The organism is Xanthomonas hortorum pv. cynarae (assembly GCF_002939985.1).
GTDB lineage: Bacteria > Pseudomonadota > Gammaproteobacteria > Xanthomonadales > Xanthomonadaceae > Xanthomonas > Xanthomonas hortorum_D.
Window position 1 is genome coordinate 22221 of the sequence record NZ_MDFM01000023.1, and the last position, 22492, is coordinate 44712.

The window sequence follows — 22492 nt, forward strand, 5'->3', positions numbered from 1 at the left end:
CCCATCGCGCGCTGTCGCGGCCTACAATATCGGCTGCCCCGCAATGACATCCACCACCGATGGCCTCTGATTTCCTGCCCGTGCGCCGGGCCCTGCTCTCCGTTTCCGACAAGACCGGCCTGATCGATCTGGCCCGCGCGCTGGTGGCGCGTCACGTCGAGCTGCTGTCCACCGGCGGCACCGCCAAGGCGATTCGCGAGGCCGGTTTGCCGGTCACCGACGTCGCCGAGCTGACCGGTTTCCCGGAAATGATGGACGGCCGCGTCAAGACCCTGCACCCGCTGGTGCACGGCGGCCTGCTCGGCCGCGCCGGCATCGATGAAGCGGTGATGGCCGAACACGGCATCGTGCCGATCGACCTGCTGGTGCTGAACCTGTATCCGTTCGAGTCGGTGACCGCCAAGGCCGATTGCACACTGGCCGATGCGGTGGAAAACATCGACATCGGCGGCCCGGCAATGCTGCGCTCGGCGGCGAAGAACTTCGCCCGCGTGGCGGTGGCCACCGACCCGGCGCAGTACGCCGAGTTGCTGGCCGAACTCGATGCCAACGACGGTCAATTGTCGGCGGCCAAGCGCTTTGCGTTGTCGGTGGCTGCGTTCAACCGCGTGGCGCAGTACGACGCGGCGATCAGCAACTATCTCTCGGCAGTGGCCGATTGCGCCGAAAGTGTGCCCACGCGTAGCCCGTTCCCGGCGCAGATCAATTCCAATTTCATCAAGGTGATGGACCTGCGCTACGGCGAAAACCCGCACCAGTCCGGCGCGTTCTACCGCGACCTGTATCCGGTGCCGGGCACCTTGGCCACCTTCCAGCAGTTGCAGGGCAAGGAGCTGAGCTACAACAACCTGGCCGACGCCGACGCGGCATGGGAATGCGTGCGCCAGTTCGATGCACCGGCCTGCGTGATTGTCAAACACGCCAACCCCTGCGGCGTGGCGGTGGGCGCGGCCTGCGGCGATGCCTACGAGCTGGCCTATGCGACCGACCCGACCAGCGCCTTCGGCGGCATCCTGGCCTTCAACAAGACCCTCGATGCAGCGACGGCGAAAGCCATCCTGGATCGCCAGTTCGTCGAGGTGCTGATCGCCCCGGACTACGCGCCCGGCGCGCTCGAGTACGCGACCAAAAAAGCCAATGTGCGCGTGCTCAAGATCCCGCACGGCAACGGCCTCAACAATTACGACACCAAGCGCATCGGCTCGGGCCTGCTGATGCAGTCATCCGACAACCGCGGCATGTCGCTGGGCGAACTGAGCGTGGTCACCCAGCGCGCGCCCAGCGAGGCCGAACTGGGCGATCTGCTGTTCGCCTGGCGCGTGGCCAAGTACGTCAAATCCAACGCGATTGTCTACGCCAAGGACCACCGCACCATCGGTGTGGGTGCCGGGCAGATGAGCCGCGTGGTCAGCGCCAAGATCGCCGCGCTCAAGGCCGAAGAAGCCAAGCTCACGGTGGCCGGCTCGGTGATGGCCTCCGATGCATTCTTCCCGTTCCGCGACGGCATCGATGCCGCCGCCGCTGCCGGCATCAAGGCGGTGATCCAGCCCGGCGGCTCGATGCGCGACGGCGAAGTGATCGCCGCCGCCGACGAGCACGGTATCGCGATGGTGTTTACCGGCGTGCGGCATTTCAGGCACTGAAGTGCCGGGATTCGGGAGTGGGGATTCGGGAGTGGCAACATCGCTCTGGTCTCTCCTGTTTCCGGTCTCCGCCTTGCTTCAACCAATCCCCAATCACGACTCCCCAATCTCGGCACTCACATGAAAATCCTCGTCATCGGCTCCGGCGGCCGTGAACATGCCCTGGCCTGGAAGATCGCGCAGTCCGCGCAAGTGAGCGAGGTGCTGGTGGCACCCGGCAATGCCGGCACCGCGACCGAACCCAAGTGCCGCAATGTGGCGATCAAGGTCGATGATCTGGATGGCTTGCTCGCGCTGGCACAGCGCGAAGACGTCGCGCTGACCGTGGTCGGCCCGGAAGTGCCGCTGGTGCTGGGCGTGGTCGACCGCTTCCATGCCGCTGGCCTGCGCATCTTCGGGCCCACCGCCAAGGCGGCGCAGCTGGAAGGCAGCAAGGCGTTCGCGAAAGATTTTCTCGCGCGTCACGGCATCCCGACCGCGTATTACGCGGTGCACACGGAAGTGGACGCAGCACTTGCCTATGTGCGCGAGAAAGGCGCACCGATCGTGGTCAAGGCCGATGGCCTGGCCGCCGGCAAGGGCGTGATCGTGGCGATGACGTTGAATGAGGCCGAAGACGCGGTGCGCGACATGCTCTCGGGCAATGCGTTCGGCGATGCCGGCGCGCGCGTGGTGATCGAGGAGTTCCTCGACGGCGAAGAAGCCAGCTTCATTTCGATGGTCGACGGCAAACACGCCTTGCCGATGGCCACCAGCCAGGACCACAAGCGCGTCGGCGATGGCGACACCGGCCCCAATACCGGCGGCATGGGCGCGTACTCGCCGGCACCGGTGGTCACGCCCGAGGTGCACGCGCGGGTGATGCGCGAGGTGGTCGAGCCGACCGTGCAAGGCATGATCGCCGACGGCGTACCGTTCACCGGGTTCCTGTACGCCGGGCTGATGATCGATGCGCAGGGCGCGCCCAAGGTGATCGAATTCAACGTGCGCTTCGGCGACCCGGAGACCCAGCCGGTGATGCTGCGGCTGCAATCGGATCTGGTCGATCTGCTCGAAGCGGCCATCGACGGCAAGCTCGATAGCGCGCAAGCGCAGTGGGACCCGCGCCCCTCGCTGGGCGTGGTCATCGCGGCCAAGCCCTATCCCGAATCCCCGATCACCGGCGAGGTCATCACCGGCCTGGACGCAGTGCCGGCCAACGCCAAGGTCTTCCATGCCGGCACCGCGTTGAATACCGACGGGCAGGTGATCAGCGCCGGTGGCCGCGTGCTGTGCGTGGCCGCCCTGGGCGACAGCGTGCAGGACGCACAGCGCGCCGCGTATGCCGGCCTGCAGCCGATCCACTGGCCCAACGCCTTCCAGCGCAGCGATATCGGCTGGCGCGCGATCGCCCGCGAGCGCGACGCACAGGGCTGAGCACTCGCAACCACACCTTGCAAGGTCGTCAAGCGCGATACATGCCCGTGCAGTTGGCCGGACGCGCAGCATGCAGCTGCGCGCAAGGCACGTGCGACTTGGCTGCGGCGCAGGCACCGTCGTCGCGCAATCGGCTCCAATCCGCACAAACGCCGCCCTACTGACAAAGAATTAGCCGCCCTCCACACCGATGGCGCGTGCCTGCGGCAATAATGCCCGGGCACCTTGCCTTGCAGAGACTGTGGCCACTTCTTCCTTCGAAACCCGCCTGAGCCGCTTGTGGGCCCATGAAAAGGCCAGCTATGGCCTGCGCGTGTTCATCGCGCTGGCAGTGGCGATGGGCGTGTGCTGGCACTGGCAGCAGCTCACCGCGGTGCCGGCGCTGTTCCTGGGCGCGATCGCCAGCGCCATTGCCGAAACCGACGACAACTGGCTGGGCCGCATCAAATCGGTGCTGCTCTCGCTGCTGTGTTTCGCCGCCGCTGCGGCGTCGGTGGTGCTGCTGTTTCCGTATCCGCTGGCATTCGTGATCGGCATGGCGGTGGCGACGTTTTCGCTGACCCTGCTCGGCGCACTGGGCGAGCGCTACGCCTCGATCGCGCAGGCCACCGTGGCCTTGTCGATCTACGCCATGATCGGCATGGACCAGCACGGCAGCCACGATCCGCTGATCGCCTGGCACGGCGCGGCGCTGCTGCTGATCGGCGCCACCTGGTATGGCGTGCTGTCGATCCTGTGGACCCTGTTGTTCGCCAACCGCCCGGTACGCGAGCGGCTGTCGCGGCTGTTCTTCGAGCTGGGCCGCTATCTCAAGCTCAAGGCCGATCTGTTCGAACCGGTGCGGCAGAGCGACCTGCATGCACGCCGGCTGGCGCTGGCCGAGCAGAACGCCAAGGTGGTCGGCGCGCTCAACGCCGCCAAGACCGCGATCATGAGCCGCTTCGGCCGCTCGGGGCGGCCGGGCGTGCAATCGGGCCTGTATTTCCGGCTGTATTACATGGCGCAGGAATTCCACGAGCGCGCCAGTTCCTCGCACTATCCCTACGAAGCGCTGACCGATGCGTTCTTCCACAGCGATGTGCTGTATCGCTGCCAGCGCCTGCTCGCGTTGCAGGGCAAGGCCTGCGCGGCGTTGGGCGAGGCGATTCGCCTACGCCACCCGTTCGATTACGGCGACAACAGCCGCCTGGCCACCGAAGACCTGCGCCAATCGCTGGACTACCTGCACGCGCGTGCCGACCCGGCACTCGCACGTTTGCTCGGCGCGCTGGAACTGCTGGTGACCAACCTGCAAAGCATCGAACGCAAGCTGTCGGAGGCGGCGCAATCCGATTCCACCAGCGACAATCTCGACACCCGTCTGCGCGACTCCTCGCCGCACACCTTGCGCGAAATGGCCGCACGCCTGGGCCAGCAACTCACGCCCGGCTCGGTGCTGTTCCGCCATGGCCTGCGCATGGCCATCGCGCTGGTGGTCGGCTACGCCATCATGCAATCCATCCATGCCGACAACGGCTACTGGATCCTGCTCACCACTGCCTTCGTGTGCCGGCCCAACTACGGCGCCACCCGCCTGCGGCTGGTGCAGCGCATCGCCGGCACCTTGATCGGCCTGGTCGCCACCTGGGCGCTGATGCAGCTGTTCCCCGGCACCGAAGTGCAGCTGCTGCTGGCACTGGCCGCCGCACTGATCTTCTTCATCACCCGCACCGATCGCTACATGCTGGCCACCGCCGGCATCACGGTGATGGCGCTGTTCTGCTTCAACCTGCTCGGCGATGGCTTCGTGCTGATCTGGCCGCGCCTGATCGACACGCTGATCGGTTGCGCGATTGCCGCGGCCGCCTCGTTCCTGATCCTGCCGGACTGGCAGGGCCGCCGCCTCAACCAGGTGATGGCCACGGTGCTGGCCAGCTGCGCGCGCTATCTCACCCAGGTGCTGGAGCAATACGCCAGCGGCATGCGCGACGACCTGCCGTACCGCATCGCGCGCCGCGACATGCATAACGCCGATGCCGCCTTGTCGGTGGCCTTGTCCAACATGCTGCGCGAACCGGGCCGCTATCGGCGCAATCTGGACGCGGGCTTCCGCTTCCTGGCACTGTCCAACACCTTGCTCGGCTATCTGTCTGCACTGGGTGCACATCGCGCCGCACTCGATGGCGAACACGACCCCAGCATCGCGCAGGCCGGCGAGTATCTGCAGCGCGCGCTGGGCGAAATCGCCACCGCCTTGCGCGAACGCCAACCGCTGCCCGTGCACGACGAAACCGAAGAAGTGGCCACCGCCGAAGCGCTGGAACAACATGCCGTGCAACTGCCGCCCAAGCAGCGCCTGGTGCGCGACCAGTTGGCACTGACCCTGCGCTTGTTGCCCAAGCTGCGTGCTGCGGCGATGGCGGTCACCACTGCACCGGCAGACAGCACCACCCGGTTGGCGATCAACAAGGCCTAACGCGTCCTTAGCCTGTGGACAAGGATGCCGCGCAACCAATGCAGCATCCATGTGGACAGCCGGATCACGGGCAATGCGATGCAAGCACAGGCCACCTTCATCCGATGGCCGCGTCGTCGCTCTGTCAGCCGCATTTACTTCCACTGCTTGCGCGCCACGCTCAGCCACACCCACCCCAACGCCGCCACCGCCAGCACCGCGCCACCGATCACCACGCCGTTCCAGCCGGCCTGCGCATACGCCGCCGTGCCCAAGGTCGAACCCACCGCGCCGCCGATGAAGTAGCAGGTGATGTAGGCCGAGGTAATGCGATTGCGCGCATTGGGATTGCGCTGATAGATCACGCTCTGGTTGGCGATATGTACGCCTTGCACCGCGATATCCAGCAGCAGCACGCCGACGATCAGCAAGCCGATCGATTGCGGCGCAAACGCCAGCAATCCCCACGACAGCAGCAACATCACCAGCCCGCCCCAACTGACCCGATCGCCATGCCCGTGATCGGACCAATGCCCGGAGCGATTGGCGGCCAGCGCACCAGCCGCACCGATCAAACCGAACAGCCCGATCACCGCCGTGCCATAGCCATAACGTGGCCCGGACAGCAAAAACGCCAGCGTGGTCCAGAACATGCTGAAGCCGGCAAAGATCAGCCCGCCCAGCACCGCACGCGAACGCAGCACCGCATCGTCGCGCAACAGCGTCAGCACCGAGCCCACCAGCTGCGGATACGACAACTGCGCATTGCCCGGATGCCGCGGCAAGCCGCGCCACAACAGCCAGGCCGTGACCAGCAGTAAACCTGATGCAATCCAGTACACCGTATGCCAGCCGCCAACACCGGCCAGCACCCCGGCGGCCGTACGCGCCAGCAGGATGCCCAGCAACAACCCGCTCATCACCGTGCCGATCACCCGCCCGCGCTCCTTGGGCGCGGCCAGGGTCGCCGCAAACGGCACCAGAATCTGCGCCGCCACCGAGCTGGCACCGGTCACGATGGTGCCCGCCAGCAACATGCCGAAACTGTGCGAGGCCGCGCTCACCAGCAGGCCGAGCGCGCTGAGCACGAACAGCCCGACGATCAGCCCGCGCCGCTCCAGCCGGTCGCCCAGCGGCACCAGCAACAGCAGCCCCACCGCATAGGCCAGCTGCGCGGCAGTCACCACCGCCCCGGCACTACGCACCTGGATCCCGAATGCCTGCGCCAACGTCTCCAGCAACGGCTGCGCGTAGTAGTTGCTCGCCACCGCCAGCCCGGTGGCGGCGGCCATCAGCAGCACCAGCCGGCGCGGCAATGGTGGATGCGTAGCGGATTGCACGGTCATGACAGGAGTCTGGTAAGGAGAGGCGCGCAGTGTGGGCGGTGACGCGGCATCTTCCAAGCGCGCATCGCACCATGCACCAGCCCGCCGTGGAAGCCTGCTAGGCTGCGCGCGTTCGCAAAGGAAACTGCATGTCCGGTCACAGTCAGTTCGCCCTGCTCAGGCAGCGCCGCTTCTTGCCGTTCTTCGCCGTGCAGGCGTTGGGGGCGTTCAACGACAATGTCTATCGGCAGGCCATCATCGGCCTGTTGTTCTACCTGGGCATCGATGCGGCGCAGCGCACGCTCTACACCAATCTGGCGCCGGCATTGTTCATCCTGCCGTACTTCCTGTTCTCCGCATTGGCCGGGCAGATCGCCGAGAAGCTGGAAAAGCAGAAACTCATCGTGATCACCACCACGATGGAGATCGCGATCATGTCGCTAGCGGCGGTGGGCTTTCTCACCGAGAACATGCCGATCCTGCTGATCGCGTTGTTCTGCACCGGCCTGCAGTCCACGCTGTTCGGGCCGGTGAAATATTCGATCCTGCCCTCGGTGCTCAAACCCGAGGAACTCACCGGCGGCAATGGCCTGGTCGAGATGGGCACCTCGATCTCGATCCTGTGCGGCATGATCTTCGGCGGGCTGATCTTCCAGATCGCCGGCAGCCATGGCCCGGAGGCCGCGGCCACCGCAGTCATTGCCATCGCCGTCACCGGCAATCTGGTGGCGCGGCTGGTGCCCAAGGTCGATGCCGGCGCGCCCGAGCTAAAGATCAACTGGAACCCGATCCCCGAGTCGCGCGCCATCATGCGCCTGACCCGGCGCACGCCGGCGGTGCGCAACGCGGTGCTCGGGGTGTCGTGGTTCTGGTTCGTCGGCACCGTGCTGACCGCACAGTTGCCCACATACGCACAGGTCAATCTTGGCGGCCAGCAGGATCTGTACGTCTTCGCGCTGGCGCTGTTTTCGATCGGCACCGGCGTGGGTTCGCTGCTGTGCGAACGGCTGTCCGGGCGCACTGTGGAAATCGGATTGGTGCCGCTTGGCGCGTTCGGCATCAGCGCGTTTTTGCTGGATCTTTATTTCGCGCGTCCCGGCGTCGCGCCTACCACCGATCTGTCGATCGGCCAGTTTGTGCAGCAGCCCGGCAGCGTGCGCCTGATCGTGGACTTGGTCGGCATCGGCCTGTTCACCGGTTTGTTCGTGGTGCCGTTGTTCGCGCTGATCCAGAGCCGCACGCCCAAGGCCGAACTCTCGCGGGTGATTGCCGGGCTCAATATCCAGAACTCGTTGTTCATCGTCACTGCGGCCATCATCGGCATCGCGCTGCAGCTGCCGCAGCTGGTGCTGTTCGGCGTGCGCATTCCGCTGCCGGGCCTGAGCATTCCGCAGGTGTTCCTCGCGTTGGCGCTGGCCAATACGCTGGTGGCGCTATGGATCTTTACGCTGGTGCCCGAGTTCTTGATGCGATTTCTCAGCTGGGTGCTGGTGAGCGCGCTGTATCGGCCGCGCCTGCACGGCATCGAGCGCCACGTGCCCGACGAAGGCGCCGCGCTGCTGGTGTGCAACCATGTCAGCTACATGGACGCGCTGATCCTGTCGGCGGTGATCCCGCGCCCGGTGCGTTTTGTCATGTACTACAAGATCTTCCGCATCCCGGTGATGCGCTGGATCTTCCGCACCGCCAAGGCCATCCCGATCACCGGCGCGCGCGAAGATCCCGCGCTGATGCAACAGGCCTTCGACCGCATCGATGCCGCGCTCGCCGATGGCGAGCTGGTGTGCATCTTCCCCGAGGGTGCATTGACCAAGGATGGCGAGATTGCGCCGTTCAAATCGGGTGTGGAAAAGATCCTCGAGCGCCGCCAGGTGCCGGTGATTCCGATGGCATTGCGCGGCATGTGGTCGAGCATGTGGAGCCACCGCGACACCCGCCTGGGCCGCATGCGCGTACCGCGCAGGATGCGCGCGCATATCGAAGTGGCCGCCGCGGCAGCGGTTCCCGGCAACGAGGCGACCGCCGCGCTGCTCGAACAGCAGGTGCGGGCGCTGCGTCAGGATCAGCCATAAGTGCGGCGAGCGCGGGCTTTGCGTCCGTCGCGCGCCGCGAGTAGCCTGTGCGCCATCACACGTTTTGCCGCCGCGCTCGCCTGGCGAACGCGACAGGTCGTACCGGGGGAAGTCGTCGTGCTCAACATCATCGCGCCTGAGGCGTCTGCCGCGATCGGCCGCTGCTGCTCATTGCAGCGGCCGGCGATCGCGCCGGTAGCCATGTGCGGCCGTTGTGTACCTGTGCCTACGACCGTCGCCATTGCCGCGGCACGCACCCGATAACCCTCCCCACTCACCCATCAGTTCGCAGTCGTTTACCACCCAAGGAGCTTCACCATGAGTGCCATCCCACCGCCGATCCATCCCTCGTCCAGCGCCGCACCCGGCCCGGTCCCGAACCACCTGATCTGGGCGATCGTCTCCACCGTGCTCGGCTTCTGCCTGTGCTGCCCGGCCCTGATCAGCGGCATCGTGGCGATCGTGTTCTCCAGCAAGGTCAACGGCCTGCTCAACCAGGGCGATATCGACGGCGCACGGCGCGCCTCCAACACTGCCAAGACCTGGTGCATCGTGACCAGCGTGCTGGCCGTCATCGGCCTGCTGATCAACATCGGCATGGTCGCCACCGGCGGCATGCAGGGCTACATGGACTACATGCAGCAGTTGCAGCACATGCAGTAATGGAATTGCGTCCACGCCATTGGCTTGGACTCGGGGCGGCCACCAGCGTGGCCGCCTTTGGCGTGAGCTTGTTGTATCGCTTCGATCCGAACGCGAGCAACAGCCCGTTCCCGCCTTGCGTGTTCCGTGCCGTGACCGGCTGCTATTGCCCCGGTTGCGGCATGACCCGCGCGCTGTACGCGCTGGTGCACTTCGATCTGCCCGGCGCCTTCGCCATGAACCCCGCCGCCGTCCTCGGCCTGTTCACCCTGCCCGGCCTGATCGCCTGGAAAGCCGGCTGGCGTGCGCGCTGGTTCGCACCCGTCGTGGCAGTGATGTCCGAGCCGAAGTTCTGGTTATGGGCGTTGCCGACGTATTGGGTTGCCAGGAATTTGCCGTGGTACCCGTTTACCTTGCTGGCACCGGGTTAGCAGGTCGCGAACAGCCGCTCGATCGAAATGAAGGCTGCGCGGCTACCGCACCCACCCGGCAATCACCAGCAACGCCAGCACCACCATCCACAGCAGCAGCACGCGCCAGACCAGGCTCATCGCATCGCGCACTTCCGGCAGGCGGCGCCATACCGGCACCAGCCCCGAATCGGTGTAGTCGTGCGCTTCTTCGCGTAGCTCGGCACTGACGCTGGCACGCGCCACCGCACCCAAGAAGTGCGGCTCCAACGACCAGCGATTGCCGTGCGCTTGCCGCCAGGCGCGGAACACCGTGTCGAAATTGCCCACCAGCGCCATCGAGACGGTGATCAACTGCGCCACCGGCCATTCCAGCGCGGCCAGCAGCCAACGCGCGCCGGCCAGATTGCGTGGCGGCAGCAGTACCGACAGCGGGCTTTCCACCGCCAACGCCGTGAGCCGGTACAGCACAGCCCCGAACGGCCCCAGCAGCAAAAACCACCACAACACTGCGAACCAGCGCCGCAGGCCGTTGACCACCACCGCTTCCACCAGCGACGGCGCATCTTCATGCACGCTGCCGCCGGCTGCCTGCAACTGCGCAATCGCATCGCGACGCGCGCCGGGCTCGTCGGCATCGATCACCGCTTCCACATCGCGATCCAGGTCGCGCGGCCCCCAGGTCCAGGCCAGCACCGCCACACCGAACAGCAAGGCCAAAAACCCGCGCCACACATCGTCCAGCAGCCATTGCAGCAGCAGGACAACCAGCAAGGCCGGCAACAGCGCCAGCAGCACGCCATAGCGCCCCTGCCACGCACCGCGCCCGGCCGCATGACTGTCCAGCCGGCGCAACCAGTGGGCGAACCATTCAAAACGTCGCAGCCGCACCACGTGAGCAGGCACCAGGTGCCCCAGTGCAAGTGCGACGACGACAGCAACCAGGGTGGTGAACATGGGTGGGCCTCCTCAGCCGAGTCTAGCCGAGCCGATGCCAGCGCACCTGATCTGCCCGCGTTGCAGTGATCGGCCAGGCTCAACCATGCGTGCGGTGCCAGTGCTCGATCAGCGCGCGCGCGATGGAAATACGTGGCGGCAAGCCGATGCTGCCCTCGCCCGCCAAGGCAGCGGTGACCTCGGCATGCGTGACCCAACGCGCGTCTTCCAGCTCGCCGGTCACCTGCGGCACCTCGGTGGCTGCAGCACGCGCGGTAAAACCCAGCATCAACGCACCCGGGAAGGGCCACGGTTGCGCGCCCAGATAGCGGCAGTCCTGCACCACCACGCGGGTTTCTTCGAAGACTTCACGCGCCACCGTCTGCTCCAGCGATTCGCCAGGTTCGACGAAGCCGGCAATCACCGAATACCGCCCCGGCGCCCAACTTGCCTGCCGCCCCAACAACACGCGCTCGCCATCGCTGACCGCCACGATGATGGCCGGATCCACGCGCGGGTAATGCTCGGTCTGACACCGCGTGCAATGCGCGATGAAGCCGGCACGCCGGAAGGCGATCGCCCCGCCACACACGCCGCAAAAACGCGTGCGCGACTGCCAATGCAACATCGCGCGCGCATAGGCGAAGGCTGTGGCGATGTCGGCCGGCCAATCGGCAGCGGCCTGCCGCAGATCGATGCTTTGCGGCGCCTGCACGCCGCTCTGATCGGCCGGCAAGCAAAACCAGCCGACGTCATCGCGCAGGCCCAGAAAAATCGCCGCCTCCGGCCCGTCGCCAAGCGCCGCGCCCTCCATCAGCAAGGGCTGGCCCTGCGCGTCGGCGAGCGCAGCGCCCTTGGCATCGAGCAACAAGACGCGGCCCTGCGGCCACAGACGCGCCAATGCATCGGGATCGTCACGCAACAGATCGCCACGATCGAGCGGCGCGTGAGTGAAGGCACATTCGGAGGTTGAAAAGAGAGACTCGGACATCGGCGCAAGCCTGCCGATAATCGGCATCGCCTGCAACCGTCGCACACACTCTGACGCCCTCACTACCGGCGCGTGTTCAGACGTGGATGCCAGCAGCGCAGGCCGGTTGATTGCTGCGTGGTGACAGCACAAGGTGCGCGCTGCCCGGATCGCGAGGCAGCGCGCAGTTGTCACAGCACTCAGGCAACGATGTCCGACTCCGCCGTCATCCTCCGCCTCGCCGCTAGCATCTGAGCGGCGGCGTCACTGGGCCGGCTTTCGACAGATCCCTGACCTGCAGATCATCCGCATCCGGCAGATCGAATCGAACCGATGAGCGTCGCGTCAGCGCTGCTTGTCCAGCAACTGATGCCGCACCGCGACGATGCACGGTTCATTGGTCGTCAGATGGACGAATGCCGAGTTGTCGTTGGGGTCGCCACTGCCGATGTCGACCAGCGCGACCTGGGTGCTGCCACGACGTTTGAAGCCGGCGATCGCGGTCACCGCGTTCTTGAGCGGGATGGTCGCGTCGTTGGACGAACCGCACAGCAGCGTCGGCGTCTGCGGCGCCCAGTCCAGCAGATCGTTGCGCGCCAGATCCTTGCGGAACGGGTTGTTGGGGTTGCTGGCAACATCACGGTAGAACCCGGGCTGGAAATACGCCTTGAGCTGGTCTATCCCTGGCAGCGTATCGCCAAGGACCAGATCGGTCAGGCCCAGCTTGCCGGGGAACAGCGCCTCGACCCTGGCCGCCCACGGATCCTGAAACACCTGCCCCGCGGCCAGATAGATATTGCGATACGTGTGCTGCATCGCGACGATGGCATAGCTGCCCAAAATGATGCCGAAGCTGCTTTCACCTACCGCGTTGCTTCCGCTCCAGCTGTCCACAAAGGTCTGCTCCAGCGCGTAAGGCCCGGAAATCGGCGCGCTGGCAACCAACTGAAACTCCTTGGACAGATGCGCCTCGATCTCACGCTGGGTGGCCAGTGCGGCATGGCCGCCTTGCGAATACCCCGACAGCATGACCTTGCCGGACAGCGGCGTATTCAACCGCTGCAGAACGCTGCGCGCCGCGCGTAGTGCATCGACCGTCGCACTCGCCTCGGACGCGCTATGCAGGTAAGGATGGAAGCCGTAGCTGGATTTCCCCAGCCCCAGATAATCACTGCTGACCACGACATAGCCTTGGCTGGCCAGACGCGTGACCAGCGGGTCGTCACCCTTGGCGTCACGGATGTCCTTGGCCTGCTCCTCATTGCGAATGGTCGCGGTCGACCGGCCCCAGCCCAGCAGCGGATAGGGCCCGCTGCAGCGCTCGCCACCTGGAATCAGCACCACGCCCGATGCGGTGGCCGGTTCGCCATTGACGCCGATCGTTGCATAGGTGAACTCGGCCACGCGCACGTTGCATTTGGGCTGTTCGGCCGCTGGCTCGGAGGCAAGCGATGCGGCAATCGCATCCCGGGTGTAGCTGGTCAGAAAATTGCTGTTGAGCAAGGTGCCACGTGCAGGCGATGCCTGGGCGCTGGGCGCAAGCACCGCGCCGGCGATGCCAAGCATGGTCAACAGGCCGAACGCCGATCGGGATGTGAGTTGCAACATGATGAGATGTTCTCTGGTGAAGGAACGGAACGGGTAACAGTGATCTACGGCACGCAGGATCGGCATCTAGCTGTCCGATCAACGCGCGGGAGCTGGCAATGTGGTCGCGACGCCATGGCGTGGGATGGGTGCTGTGTGCGGCACGCTCGCTGGGCGCAATGGCGAGTGCCGCCAGCGCGCGTCAGGTCGAGACACGATGCAGGGAGTAAGGCGAGCATGTCGTAGCACCGGCATTGAGCATGCGGGCAGTATGGCCGCCGCCACGCGCGCGACACCTCGCGCGCACGAAGCTTGCGCGCGCCCGGCGAAACCCGCAGCACGGAAATGTTTGCAACGCGTTAGACATGCGCTCTGGTAGCGCATCGCGCACCACCGACACCTTGGCGATCATCCGCGCAGTGCGTAGATCCCATCACCCGGCGCTTAAAAAATCGACCACCGCATCAACGACACGCGCAAGCTCAAGCAACCGCGCCTGGTTTAGACGCTGAAGCTGCTACCGCACCCGCAGGTGGTCTTGGCATTGGGATTGCGGATCACGAATTGCGCACCGGTCAGGCTTTCGGTGTAGTCCACTTCGGCACCCATCAGGTACTGCAGGCTCAGCGGGTCGACCAACAGCGTCACGCCATCGGTGGCCACGGACAGATCGTCTTCGGCGCGGTTTTCATCGAACTCGAAGCCGTACTGGAAGCCGGAACAGCCGCCGCCCTGGATGTACACACGCAATGCCAGCTCGGCATTGCCTTCTTCCTGGATCAGCTCGCGCACCTTGGCGGCGGCGGCCACGGAAAAGTTCAGTGGCCGGTCGATGGACTGATAGTCCGGTGCCGGAGCGGCGGTGGGAAGCGAAACGAGCGTGCTCATGGCGTCAGCATGGGGGCCAGGCGGCCCCACTTCAAGCGGTGGCTGCCGAACCCCGTACCGCGCTTCAGCCGCGCACAAGGCATTCAGGCGTCGGCGGTTTCGGCTTGCAGGGTTTTGAAAGGCTCGGCGCGGCTGGCGTCCGGCGCCGGCAACGCGGCAGTTGCGCCTGCACTGGCGGCGTGGATCAACCGTCCGGTGAGCTGCGCACCGGCGCTCATCTCCACCACCTGGTAATGCACATTGCCCTCCACGCGCGCGTTGGCGGCCAGTTCGACCCGCTCGGCGGCATGCACATCGCCGGTCAGCTGGCCGTTGATGATCACCACCGGCGCGCGCACTTCACCCTCGATGCTGCCCTGCTCGGCCACCGTCAGGATGGCGCTGGCGCCGTCTTCGGCAATGACCTTGCCCAGGATGCGGCCTTCCACATACAGCCCGCCGCTGAACATCAGGTCGCCGCGAATGATCACTTGCGGCCCGATCAAGGTGTCGACCACGGTCTGCGCACCACGGTTGGACTTGTTTCCGAACATAGAGCTACTCCCCCGCGCCATTGCCGGCGACTTTCCAGTCGAATGTCTGATTGACCGGCGCCCCATCGCCGCTCAGGGAGATTTTGACACGTTGCGGAGTGAAATCCTTCGGCAGGATCACGCTGCCGTCCAATTGCTGAAAATAGCGGAACGAATACGGCTGCCCGGCGGCGTCGGGTTTCTGGTGCAGCTCGTTCCAGCTCACCGTCACCAGCTTGCCGGCGCGCACACCTTCCACCGCAAAGCGCAGCTGGCCCTGGCTGATCGCACCGCGGTTGAGGTTCTGGGTCAGCACCACACTGTAATTCCAGGTGCCGCCGGCCTCGGCGGTGAACTGCACCGAATGCGCGTTGAGCCCCTTGCGCTGCGCGGTGGAGCCCACCAGCCGCTCGTAGAACGCCACATCGGCGCGTAGTGCGGCGATCTGTTCGTCGCGCTCTGCCAGCGAGGCCTGCACCTCGGTATTGGCGGCGCGGCTGATCTTGTCGGACATCGCCAGATTGACCTGGCGCTGCTGTAGTTGCTCGATCAGCCGTCGTTGCTGGGCCTGACTACGCTGCGCCTGCTGCAACGCCGCCTCGGCCTCGACCAGACGCGGCGCGGCGGTGCGGCTGGCCATCCACCACACCCCGCCCAGCGATGCCAGCCACACCAGGGCGATCACCAACCACAGCCAGCGGCCGCTGGAACGGCCACCACCCGAGTCACGTTGGACGATCTGAACGCGTGCGGCTGGTCGCATGGGCATCGGATCCGGACAGGCCGGCGCAGTCATGGGCGGCGTAGTGTGCCAGAGCGCCACCGCCCGTCGTGCTGGCGCTGGACCGGCGGTTATCCCAAAGTTCTGCCAAAATTCTGCGATAGTTCTGCAATTGTTTGCAGAGACTGACGACGCCATGAGCGAAGCCCACCTGTTCGTGATCGGCATCCTGCTGGCCTGGCTGGCCGGCATCCGTGTCTATCTCACCGTGTTCGGCGTCGGCCTGGCCGGCCTGCTCGGCTGGATCGAACTGCCGCCCGCCCTGCACCCGGCACAGTCCTGGTGGGTGCTCGGCACCTCGGGCGCACTGGCGGTGGCCGAATTCTTCGCCGACAAGATCCCCGGCGTGGATTCGGGCTGGGACCTGCTGCAGACGCTCGCCCGCGTGCCGGCCGGTGCGTTTCTGGCTGCCGCCACGCTCTCGCCCGATGGCGATCTGGGCACGGGCGCCCTGGCGGCCGGCGCAGGCGTGGCGCTGACCAGTCACACGCTCAAGGCCGGCACCCGCGCCTTGCTCAACACCTCGCCGGAGCCGGCCAGCAACTGGATCGCATCGCTCACCGAAGACGCCGTCGCCACCACCGCACTGGCGCTGGCACTGGCGCATCCGTGGCTGGCACTGAGTGTTGCAGTGGGCTCCAGCGTGCTCGCCGCGCTGGTGGTGTGGTGGGTATGGCGCCTGCTGTGGCGGGGCATGCGTCGGCTGGTCGCACCCACGCGTGCAGCCACCACGCCGGCGGCACGCAGGTCCCCACTATCGTGAAGTTCATCGCATAATCATCGCGACTGCAGGGAGTATCGATGGCCGCCCGAGATCCGGTTCCTTTCACCCGTGACGACACCGCCACGCGCAATCGTCTGCTGCGCGCGGAAACGCCGCCGGCCGACTACTGGCGCCGTTGGGCCGACGAGGCCGCTGCTGCCTCCGACAGCGCCGCGCAGGTGAGTGCGGCAATCATTCCCGCACCTGCGGGCGTGGCTGCGCCCGGCCCGGCCGCGCCGGGAGCTCAGGCGCAAACGGTGACCTCGATCAGCGCCGCGCGCGCCACGCCGGCAGCACCGCCATCCACCACACAGGCGGCAACCCGCGAAGGCGACGGCAGCGTGGCGGCAGATGCGCCATATCGCGTACTGATCGTCGAGGACGACCGCTCGCAAGCCTTGTTCGCACAAAGCGTGTTGCACGGTGCCGGCATGCATGCGCAGGTGGAAATGACCGCCGCCAGCGTGCCGCAGGCGATCCAGGACTACCACCCGGATCTGATCCTGATGGATCTGCACATGCCCGAGCTGGACGGCATCCGCCTGACCACCTTGATCCGCCAACAACCCGGCCAGCAGTTGCTGCCGATCGTGTTCCTGACCGGCGACCCGGATCCGGAGCGCCAGTTCGAAGTGCTCGACAGCGGCGCCGACGATTTCCTGACCAAGCCGATCCGCCCGCGCCACTTGATCGCCGCAGTGTCCAACCGCATTCGCCGCGCGCGCCAACAGGCGCTGCAACAGACCGGCGAACAGGTCAGCGTGCGCAGCAATCCGGAAACCGGCTTGCCGACGCGCAACCATGTGATGGGACTGCTCGCCGAGGCGCTGGCGCGCAAGCAGTCCGGCGGCTTGTTCTTCATCGAAATCGCCAGTGCGCTCGGCCTGCGTGAGCGCTACGGTTATGCCGCCTACGAGCGCCTGATGACCCAGGCCGGCCATCGCCTGGCCAGCGCTGCGCACCCGTATCCACTGGCGCGTTTGAACGACAACAGCTTCCTGCTGCTGGGCGTGGACATGCCCGAAAACAGCCTGGAACAGCACGCGCTGGAGATCCGCCAGCGGCTGTCAGCCAATGCCTTCTCGGTGCGCGAAGAAGAATCCGTGCACGTGCGCTGCGCCATTGGCGTCGCACCGCTGGGACTTGGCTTCGACGACACCGGCAGCGCGCTGGAAGCGGTCGAACGCACCGCCTTGCAGGCACGCCTGCGCAGCGACGGCGTGCAGGTCTACCTGGCCCCCAGCCAGGCCGAGCAACAGGAGCAACTGCGCCTGGTCGAAGGCCAGCTCGAACTGGCCTACCAGCCGATCGTGGCGGTGGCCGGCGGCGACACCGCGCAGTACCAGGTGCTGCTGCGGCTGCGCCAGGCCGATGGCACGCTGCTGTCGGCCGGCCAGGTGATTCCCGCCGCCGAAGCCGCCGGACGCATCGCCGATCTGGACCAGCAGGTCATGGACCACGCGCTCGGCCTGCTGCATCTGTACCAGCATGCCCATCCGCCGCTGCGCCTGTTCGTCTCGCAATCCCCGCGCACACTGGCGCGCGATGCCTTCGCCGACTGGCTGCTCACGGCGCTGGTCGAACGCGGCGTGGCCGGGCAATCGCTGATCGTGGATCTGCGCCTGGACGATGCCTTGATCCACGCGGTCACCGTGCAGCAGTTCTGCGCCAAGCTGATGCCGGCTGGCGTGCAGTTCTGCCTCAGCCAGTTCGAGCCCGGCGACGAAGCCAACGCGCTGCTGAGCCAATTGCCGCTGAGTTTCGTGCGCATGGCCAACCGCTTTGCCGACGCCCACGGCAATGCCACAGTGCGCGATCAACTGCGCAGCGTGATCGATATCGCCCATCAGCGCGGTTTGCTGATCATCGGCCAGCGCATCGAAGATCCGCAGGCGGCCGCGGCGATGTGGATGAGCGGCGTGGACTTCATCCAGGGCAACCTGGTGCAGACGGTCGGCAAGGAACTGGACTTCGACTTCACGAACGCGGTGCTGTGAAGTGACAGCGCGGGCAGGAGGCCTTCGCGCCTGGAGCAGCCTGGCCACGCTGGCCGCCCTTACCGCAGCGCTAGGGGCAGGCCTGCAGTGGTCTGCCATCGATGGTCCCTGGCTGGCGTTGACGGCAACATCTGCAGCACTCGCGGTGGTATTGGGCGTGTGCGCTGCCATCGCCGCGTATCGCAGTGCACGCGCGCAGCATGCGTTGGCGCAACGCCTGGAAGAAGCCGAGGTCGCCCGCGAGCGCCTGCAGCAGGAGCTGCAACGCCAGGGCGAACTCGAGCAGGAACTGCTGCGCGCCAAACAGGCCGCCGAGGCCGCCACGCTGGCCAAGGGCGAATTCCTGGCCACCATGAGCCATGAGATCCGCACCCCGCTCAACGGCATCATTCCGATGCTGGAACTGATCTCCAGCGGCCAGCTCAGCCTGGACCAGCGCGACATGCTGCAGACCGCCACCGGCAGTTCGCTGCAGCTGCTGCGCATCGTCGACGACATCCTCGACTACTCCAAACTCGAAGCCAACAAGCTCGAACTGGAGATCACCACCTTCAACCTGCGCGAACTGCTCGACGGCGTCGTGCAGCTGTTGCAGCGCACCGCCGAAGGCCGCCAGTTGCGCATCGGTCTGGAGATCGAGCCATCGGTGCGCCTGCTGGTGCGCGGCGACCCGATCCGCCTGCGCCAGGTGCTGGGCAACCTGATCGGCAACGCAATCAAGTTCACCGAACGTGGCAGCGTGGATATCCAGCTGCGTCGTCTTGGCGAAACCCGCGCTCAGCATCTGCTGCGCTTCCAGATCCGCGACACCGGGATCGGCATTGCGCAGGACCAGCAGGCGCGTCTGTTCCGCTCCTTCGCCCAGGCCGACGCCTCCACCACCCGCCTGTACGGCGGCACCGGGCTGGGGTTGGCGATCTGCAAGCGCATCATCGACCTGATGGGCGGCCGCATCGGGGTGGAATCCGAGCCCGGGCGCGGCGCCACCTTCTGGTTCGAGATCCCGCTGCTCAAGGTCATCGGCGACCTGCAGCAGAACACCGGCGCCGACGCCGCACGCGTCATGGTGATCAGTTCCGACACGCGCCTGTCGCAGCGCCTCAAGCGCCTGCTCGACAGCTGGGGCGTGTCGAGTGTGCTGATGGAAACCACCCAGGAAGCGCTGGAGCGCGTGCGCCGCCACAGCGACACCGAAGGTTTCCGCTGCGTCATCGCCGACCACGACACACTGCGCTACAGCGCCCGCGCCGTGCATCGCGCATTGGCCCAGCCCGCAGACCTCGGCGGCTCGCGCCTGATCTGGCTCTACGGCGACGAACCGGTGCCGTCCGAACTGCAGGACCACGCCACCCTGGTGCCGCGCCAGAGTCCGGACGAGACGCTGCGCTCGCTGGTGCTGCCGCCCGATCCGAAGCCGGTCCAATCACTCACGCTGGCCTCGGCGATGATCCCCGAGCCGTTGGCGCCACCGCTGGCCAACGCACGCGAGGTGCGCATCCTGCTGGTGGAAGACAACCCGGTGAACCTGCTGGTCGCGCAGAAGCTGCTGGCGGTGCTCGGCTTCGACGCCGACACCGCCACCGATGGCGAAGCCGCGCTGAGCAGCATGGACTCCACCCGCTACGACATGGTCTTCATGGATTGCCAGATGCCGGTACTGGACGGCTATGCCGCCACCCGGCGCTGGCGCGCGATGGAAACCGAAAGTGGCGGCCGCCCGATCCCGATCGTGGCGATGACTGCCAACGCCATGGCCGGCGATCGCGAACGCTGCCTGGCCGCCGGCATGGATGACTATCTGTCCAAGCCGGTCGCGCGCGAACAACTGGATGCCTGCCTGCAGCGCTGGCTGCCACGCCAGCCGGCGCTGCCCGGTCCGACCAGTGGTGGCGCAGCCAGTGTGGAGTCCGAAAGCGCCAGCAACGCCGCTCAGGCGCGTGCGCTGCCGATCCTGGACAACAGCGTCATCGACGAGCTGTACGAGGTGGCGGGCGCAGACACCATCACCATCCTGCAGCTGTTCCTGGAAGACGCGCCAGGCATCATCGAACGACTGGAAACCGCAGCAGCCAATCGCGACAGCATGCAGCTGCGCGATTTGGCCCACACGCTCAAGTCGTCCAGCGCCAACGTCGGCGCCCAGGCGGTCTCCAACGCAGCACGCCGCATCGAACTGGCCGCACGCACCGGCACCGTCGAACGCCCGTCGGTCATGGTGGCGCTGGTCATCGCCGAATACGCCCGCGCCCGCCTGGCACTGCTCGGCCAGGTCGCCCGCCTGCAAGCCAAGACCCACGCCGCCGGCTGAGCGATCAGGAGCCTAGGCCGAGTCATACCAGGTAGCCAACAAAACGCGCCGCCCAAGAACAACCCGACAGCTCCCTCAGCAGACCTCAATCATCCAGCTTGGTCAGCAAATAATTCGGCTCGCCAATCCGCGCCACCAGATCCAGCTGGGTTTCCAGCCAGTCGATGTGCTCTTCCTCAGACTCCAGGATGTCCACCAGCAGCTGACGGCTCACGTAGTCGTTGACGGTCTCCGCATACGCCACCGCCTCGCGCAGCACCGCCACCGCTTCGCGCTCCAGCGCCAGATCGCAACGGAACATCTCGGTCGGGTTCTCACCGATACGCAGCTTGCCCAGCGCCTGAAAATTGGGAAGCCCTTCGAGAAACAGGATGCGGTCGGACAGCTTGTCCGCATGCTTCATCTCGTCGATGGATTCCTTGTACTCATGCTCGGCCAGTTCTTTCAGGCCCCAGTTCTTCAGCATCTTGGCGTGCAAGAAGTACTGGTTGATCGCAGTGAGTTCGTTGTAGAGCACCTTGTTGAGGTACTCGATGACTTTGGTATCGCCTTTCATGCGATGTCTCCGAGACAGTGAGCCGGCCGCACTCTAACGCGTTGGCGCGACGCATGAAGGAACGCGAATCGTGATCAGTTGCGGGACGCGTGGGTCGACCGCTGTGTACTGCCCTTAGGCTGCGACGACCCCGCGCTCGATCTCGAAGGAAAACCGTGGACGGCGCAATCCTGGAAAGAGGTTCGAGAGACGCTGGTCGGATCTACCGGACGTCACGGCGCGCGACGTCGCACGCCTCAGGCTGCGCTCGCCAGGCCCAGCATGGGCAACGGCAGCGCGCGGGTCGCGTGCGCCTGGCTCAGCAGGTCGCTGGCCATCTCCAGGCAAGAACCGCAGTTGGAACCACAGCCGGTGCGCATGGTCAGCTCGGCCAGGCTGGCGCAGCCACTCTGGGCCGCTTCGCGGATCTGGTGGTCGGTGACCCCATTACAGATGCAGACGTACACGGTATCGGTCGGGTGCTGGCGATCCGGAGAGGACCGGGACTGATTGCACCGCAAACGAGAATAGGTGTCAATTCCAAACGTTAATCATTATTAATCCGCACCGTGCGAGCCCCGCTGCGCTTACGCGGACGCTTACGCGGGCTGTCGTGCCCCGCTGCGCTGCTGCCTGGCAACCACGCCTCCAGCGCACGCTCGGGCATCACACCGACAGCGGCCGGCCCCGCCAGGTTCTGCGCCAGTGGCGCCAGATGGCGCAGCGCGCGCGCGTAGACGCCGCGTTTGAACATCACCACATGCTCGACCGGATACCAGAAATCCACCCAGCGCCAGTGGTCGAACTCCGGAGTATCGGTATGGTCGAGCTTGAGATGGGATTCTTCGCCAGTGAATTGCAGCAGGAACCAGACCTGCTTCTGGCCGATACACACCTGGCGTTCGTTGCGGCGCACCGCCCGGCTGGGCAGGCGATAGCGTAGCCATCCAGGGGTGGCGCCGAGCACGGACACATGCTCGGGCAACAACCCGGTTTCTTCGCGCAACTCGCGGTACATGGCTTCGACGGGTGTCTCGTCGGTATTCATGCCACCTTGCGGAAACTGCCAGCCGTCCCTGCGCACACGTCGTGCCCAGAACACCTGACCGTCTTGCCGCATCAGCACGATGCCAACGTTTGGCCGGAAGCCGTCCGGATCGATCACGATGCGGACTCCTGAAAATCTACTGTCACCGACTCTGCCACGGCGACGGCCAGCTCACAAGCTGAAAACGAAATGCTTGACAACACACGGACGCTTGGTAAGAATTGC

General features: G+C 65.9%; 19 protein-coding genes. 9 read left to right on the plus strand and 10 right to left on the minus strand.

What is annotated here, in order from left to right:
* The first annotated feature begins 59 nt into the window (after window positions 1-59).
* The 3 genes from purH to yccS all read left to right on the plus strand — a co-directional run bounded on the left by purH (window position 60) and on the right by yccS (window position 5514).
* Complete coding sequence (gene purH, locus XcyCFBP4188_RS15595) at window positions 60-1643, plus strand: bifunctional phosphoribosylaminoimidazolecarboxamide formyltransferase/IMP cyclohydrolase (protein WP_006450989.1); 1584 nt, start codon at window positions 60-62, stop codon at window positions 1641-1643.
* A gap of 120 nt (window positions 1644-1763) precedes the next feature.
* Window positions 1764-3059 (plus strand): phosphoribosylamine--glycine ligase, encoded by a 1296-nt coding sequence (gene purD, locus XcyCFBP4188_RS15600; protein ID WP_006450990.1) that lies wholly within the window; start codon window positions 1764-1766, stop codon window positions 3057-3059.
* A 241-nt stretch (window positions 3060-3300) separates the two neighbouring features.
* Complete coding sequence (gene yccS, locus XcyCFBP4188_RS15605; RefSeq protein ID WP_043909214.1) at window positions 3301-5514, plus strand: YccS family putative transporter; 2214 nt, start codon at window positions 3301-3303, stop codon at window positions 5512-5514.
* A gap of 134 nt (window positions 5515-5648) precedes the next feature.
* On the opposite strand, the gene XcyCFBP4188_RS15610 is transcribed toward yccS, so the two are convergent.
* Window positions 5649-6839: an MFS transporter gene (locus tag XcyCFBP4188_RS15610; protein ID WP_006450993.1), complete on the minus strand. Its 1191-nt coding sequence runs from the start codon at window positions 6837-6839 to the stop codon at window positions 5649-5651.
* A 128-nt stretch (window positions 6840-6967) separates the two neighbouring features.
* Here XcyCFBP4188_RS15610 and XcyCFBP4188_RS15615 point away from each other — a divergent pair, with 128 nt between their 5' ends.
* The 3 genes from XcyCFBP4188_RS15615 to XcyCFBP4188_RS15630 all read left to right on the plus strand — a co-directional run bounded on the left by XcyCFBP4188_RS15615 (window position 6968) and on the right by XcyCFBP4188_RS15630 (window position 9963).
* Window positions 6968-8890, plus strand: coding sequence for an MFS transporter (locus XcyCFBP4188_RS15615; RefSeq protein ID WP_006450994.1), 1923 nt, complete (start codon window positions 6968-6970; stop codon window positions 8888-8890).
* A gap of 318 nt (window positions 8891-9208) precedes the next feature.
* Window positions 9209-9553, plus strand: a complete 345-nt coding sequence (locus XcyCFBP4188_RS15625; protein WP_006450995.1) for a CD225/dispanin family protein — start codon at window positions 9209-9211, stop codon at window positions 9551-9553.
* Window positions 9553-9963 carry a DUF2752 domain-containing protein gene (locus XcyCFBP4188_RS15630; protein WP_006450996.1) on the plus strand — a complete coding sequence of 137 codons (411 nt, stop codon included), beginning with the start codon at window positions 9553-9555 and terminating at the stop codon, window positions 9961-9963. Before XcyCFBP4188_RS15625 ends, XcyCFBP4188_RS15630 begins: the two co-directional genes overlap by 1 nt.
* Before the next feature lie 42 nt (window positions 9964-10005).
* Here the strand turns inward: XcyCFBP4188_RS15630 and XcyCFBP4188_RS15635 are convergent, their stop codons facing one another.
* The 6 genes from XcyCFBP4188_RS15635 to XcyCFBP4188_RS15660 all read right to left on the minus strand — a co-directional run bounded on the left by XcyCFBP4188_RS15635 (window position 10006) and on the right by XcyCFBP4188_RS15660 (window position 15598).
* Complete coding sequence (locus XcyCFBP4188_RS15635) at window positions 10006-10899, minus strand: membrane protein (protein ID WP_006450997.1); 894 nt, start codon at window positions 10897-10899, stop codon at window positions 10006-10008.
* Window positions 10900-10978: 79 nt separating this feature from the next.
* Entirely contained in the window at window positions 10979-11869 is an 891-nt protein-coding gene (gene nudC, locus XcyCFBP4188_RS15640) for an NAD(+) diphosphatase (protein WP_043909217.1), read from the minus strand.
* A gap of 324 nt (window positions 11870-12193) precedes the next feature.
* The gene (locus XcyCFBP4188_RS15645; protein ID WP_043909235.1) at window positions 12194-13456 is read right to left on the minus strand and encodes a lipase family protein; all 1263 of its coding nucleotides are present in this window, start codon (window positions 13454-13456) and stop codon (window positions 12194-12196) included.
* Window positions 13457-13936: 480 nt separating this feature from the next.
* Window positions 13937-14323, minus strand: coding sequence for an iron-sulfur cluster insertion protein ErpA (gene erpA, locus XcyCFBP4188_RS15650; RefSeq protein ID WP_006451000.1), 387 nt, complete (start codon window positions 14321-14323; stop codon window positions 13937-13939).
* 83 nt (window positions 14324-14406) lie between these two features.
* Window positions 14407-14856 (minus strand): bactofilin family protein, encoded by a 450-nt coding sequence (locus tag XcyCFBP4188_RS15655; protein WP_006451001.1) that lies wholly within the window; start codon window positions 14854-14856, stop codon window positions 14407-14409.
* 4 nt (window positions 14857-14860) lie between these two features.
* The gene (locus tag XcyCFBP4188_RS15660) at window positions 14861-15598 is read right to left on the minus strand and encodes a DUF6776 family protein (RefSeq protein ID WP_104592422.1); all 738 of its coding nucleotides are present in this window, start codon (window positions 15596-15598) and stop codon (window positions 14861-14863) included.
* Window positions 15599-15752: 154 nt separating this feature from the next.
* Here XcyCFBP4188_RS15660 and XcyCFBP4188_RS15665 point away from each other — a divergent pair, with 154 nt between their 5' ends.
* The 3 genes from XcyCFBP4188_RS15665 to XcyCFBP4188_RS15675 are packed head-to-tail and all read left to right on the plus strand — an operon-like array spanning window position 15753 to window position 20684.
* Window positions 15753-16379: a DUF4126 domain-containing protein gene (locus tag XcyCFBP4188_RS15665; protein WP_043888886.1), complete on the plus strand. Its 627-nt coding sequence runs from the start codon at window positions 15753-15755 to the stop codon at window positions 16377-16379.
* A gap of 38 nt (window positions 16380-16417) precedes the next feature.
* Complete coding sequence (locus XcyCFBP4188_RS15670; protein ID WP_006451004.1) at window positions 16418-18376, plus strand: EAL domain-containing protein; 1959 nt, start codon at window positions 16418-16420, stop codon at window positions 18374-18376.
* Window positions 18377-18416: 40 nt separating this feature from the next.
* Window positions 18417-20684 carry an ATP-binding protein gene (locus XcyCFBP4188_RS15675; RefSeq protein WP_046931858.1) on the plus strand — a complete coding sequence of 756 codons (2268 nt, stop codon included), beginning with the start codon at window positions 18417-18419 and terminating at the stop codon, window positions 20682-20684.
* Between the two features lie 85 nt (window positions 20685-20769).
* Here the strand turns inward: XcyCFBP4188_RS15675 and bfr are convergent, their stop codons facing one another.
* From bfr to XcyCFBP4188_RS15690, 3 genes are all read right to left on the minus strand, one after another.
* Window positions 20770-21240, minus strand: coding sequence for a bacterioferritin (bfr, locus tag XcyCFBP4188_RS15680; RefSeq protein ID WP_005990707.1), 471 nt, complete (start codon window positions 21238-21240; stop codon window positions 20770-20772).
* 236 nt (window positions 21241-21476) lie between these two features.
* Window positions 21477-21686 carry a (2Fe-2S)-binding protein gene (locus XcyCFBP4188_RS15685; RefSeq protein ID WP_006451006.1) on the minus strand — a complete coding sequence of 70 codons (210 nt, stop codon included), beginning with the start codon at window positions 21684-21686 and terminating at the stop codon, window positions 21477-21479.
* 80 nt (window positions 21687-21766) lie between these two features.
* Complete coding sequence (locus XcyCFBP4188_RS15690; RefSeq protein ID WP_006451007.1) at window positions 21767-22384, minus strand: RNA pyrophosphohydrolase; 618 nt, start codon at window positions 22382-22384, stop codon at window positions 21767-21769.
* Window positions 22385-22492 lie beyond the last annotated feature (108 nt).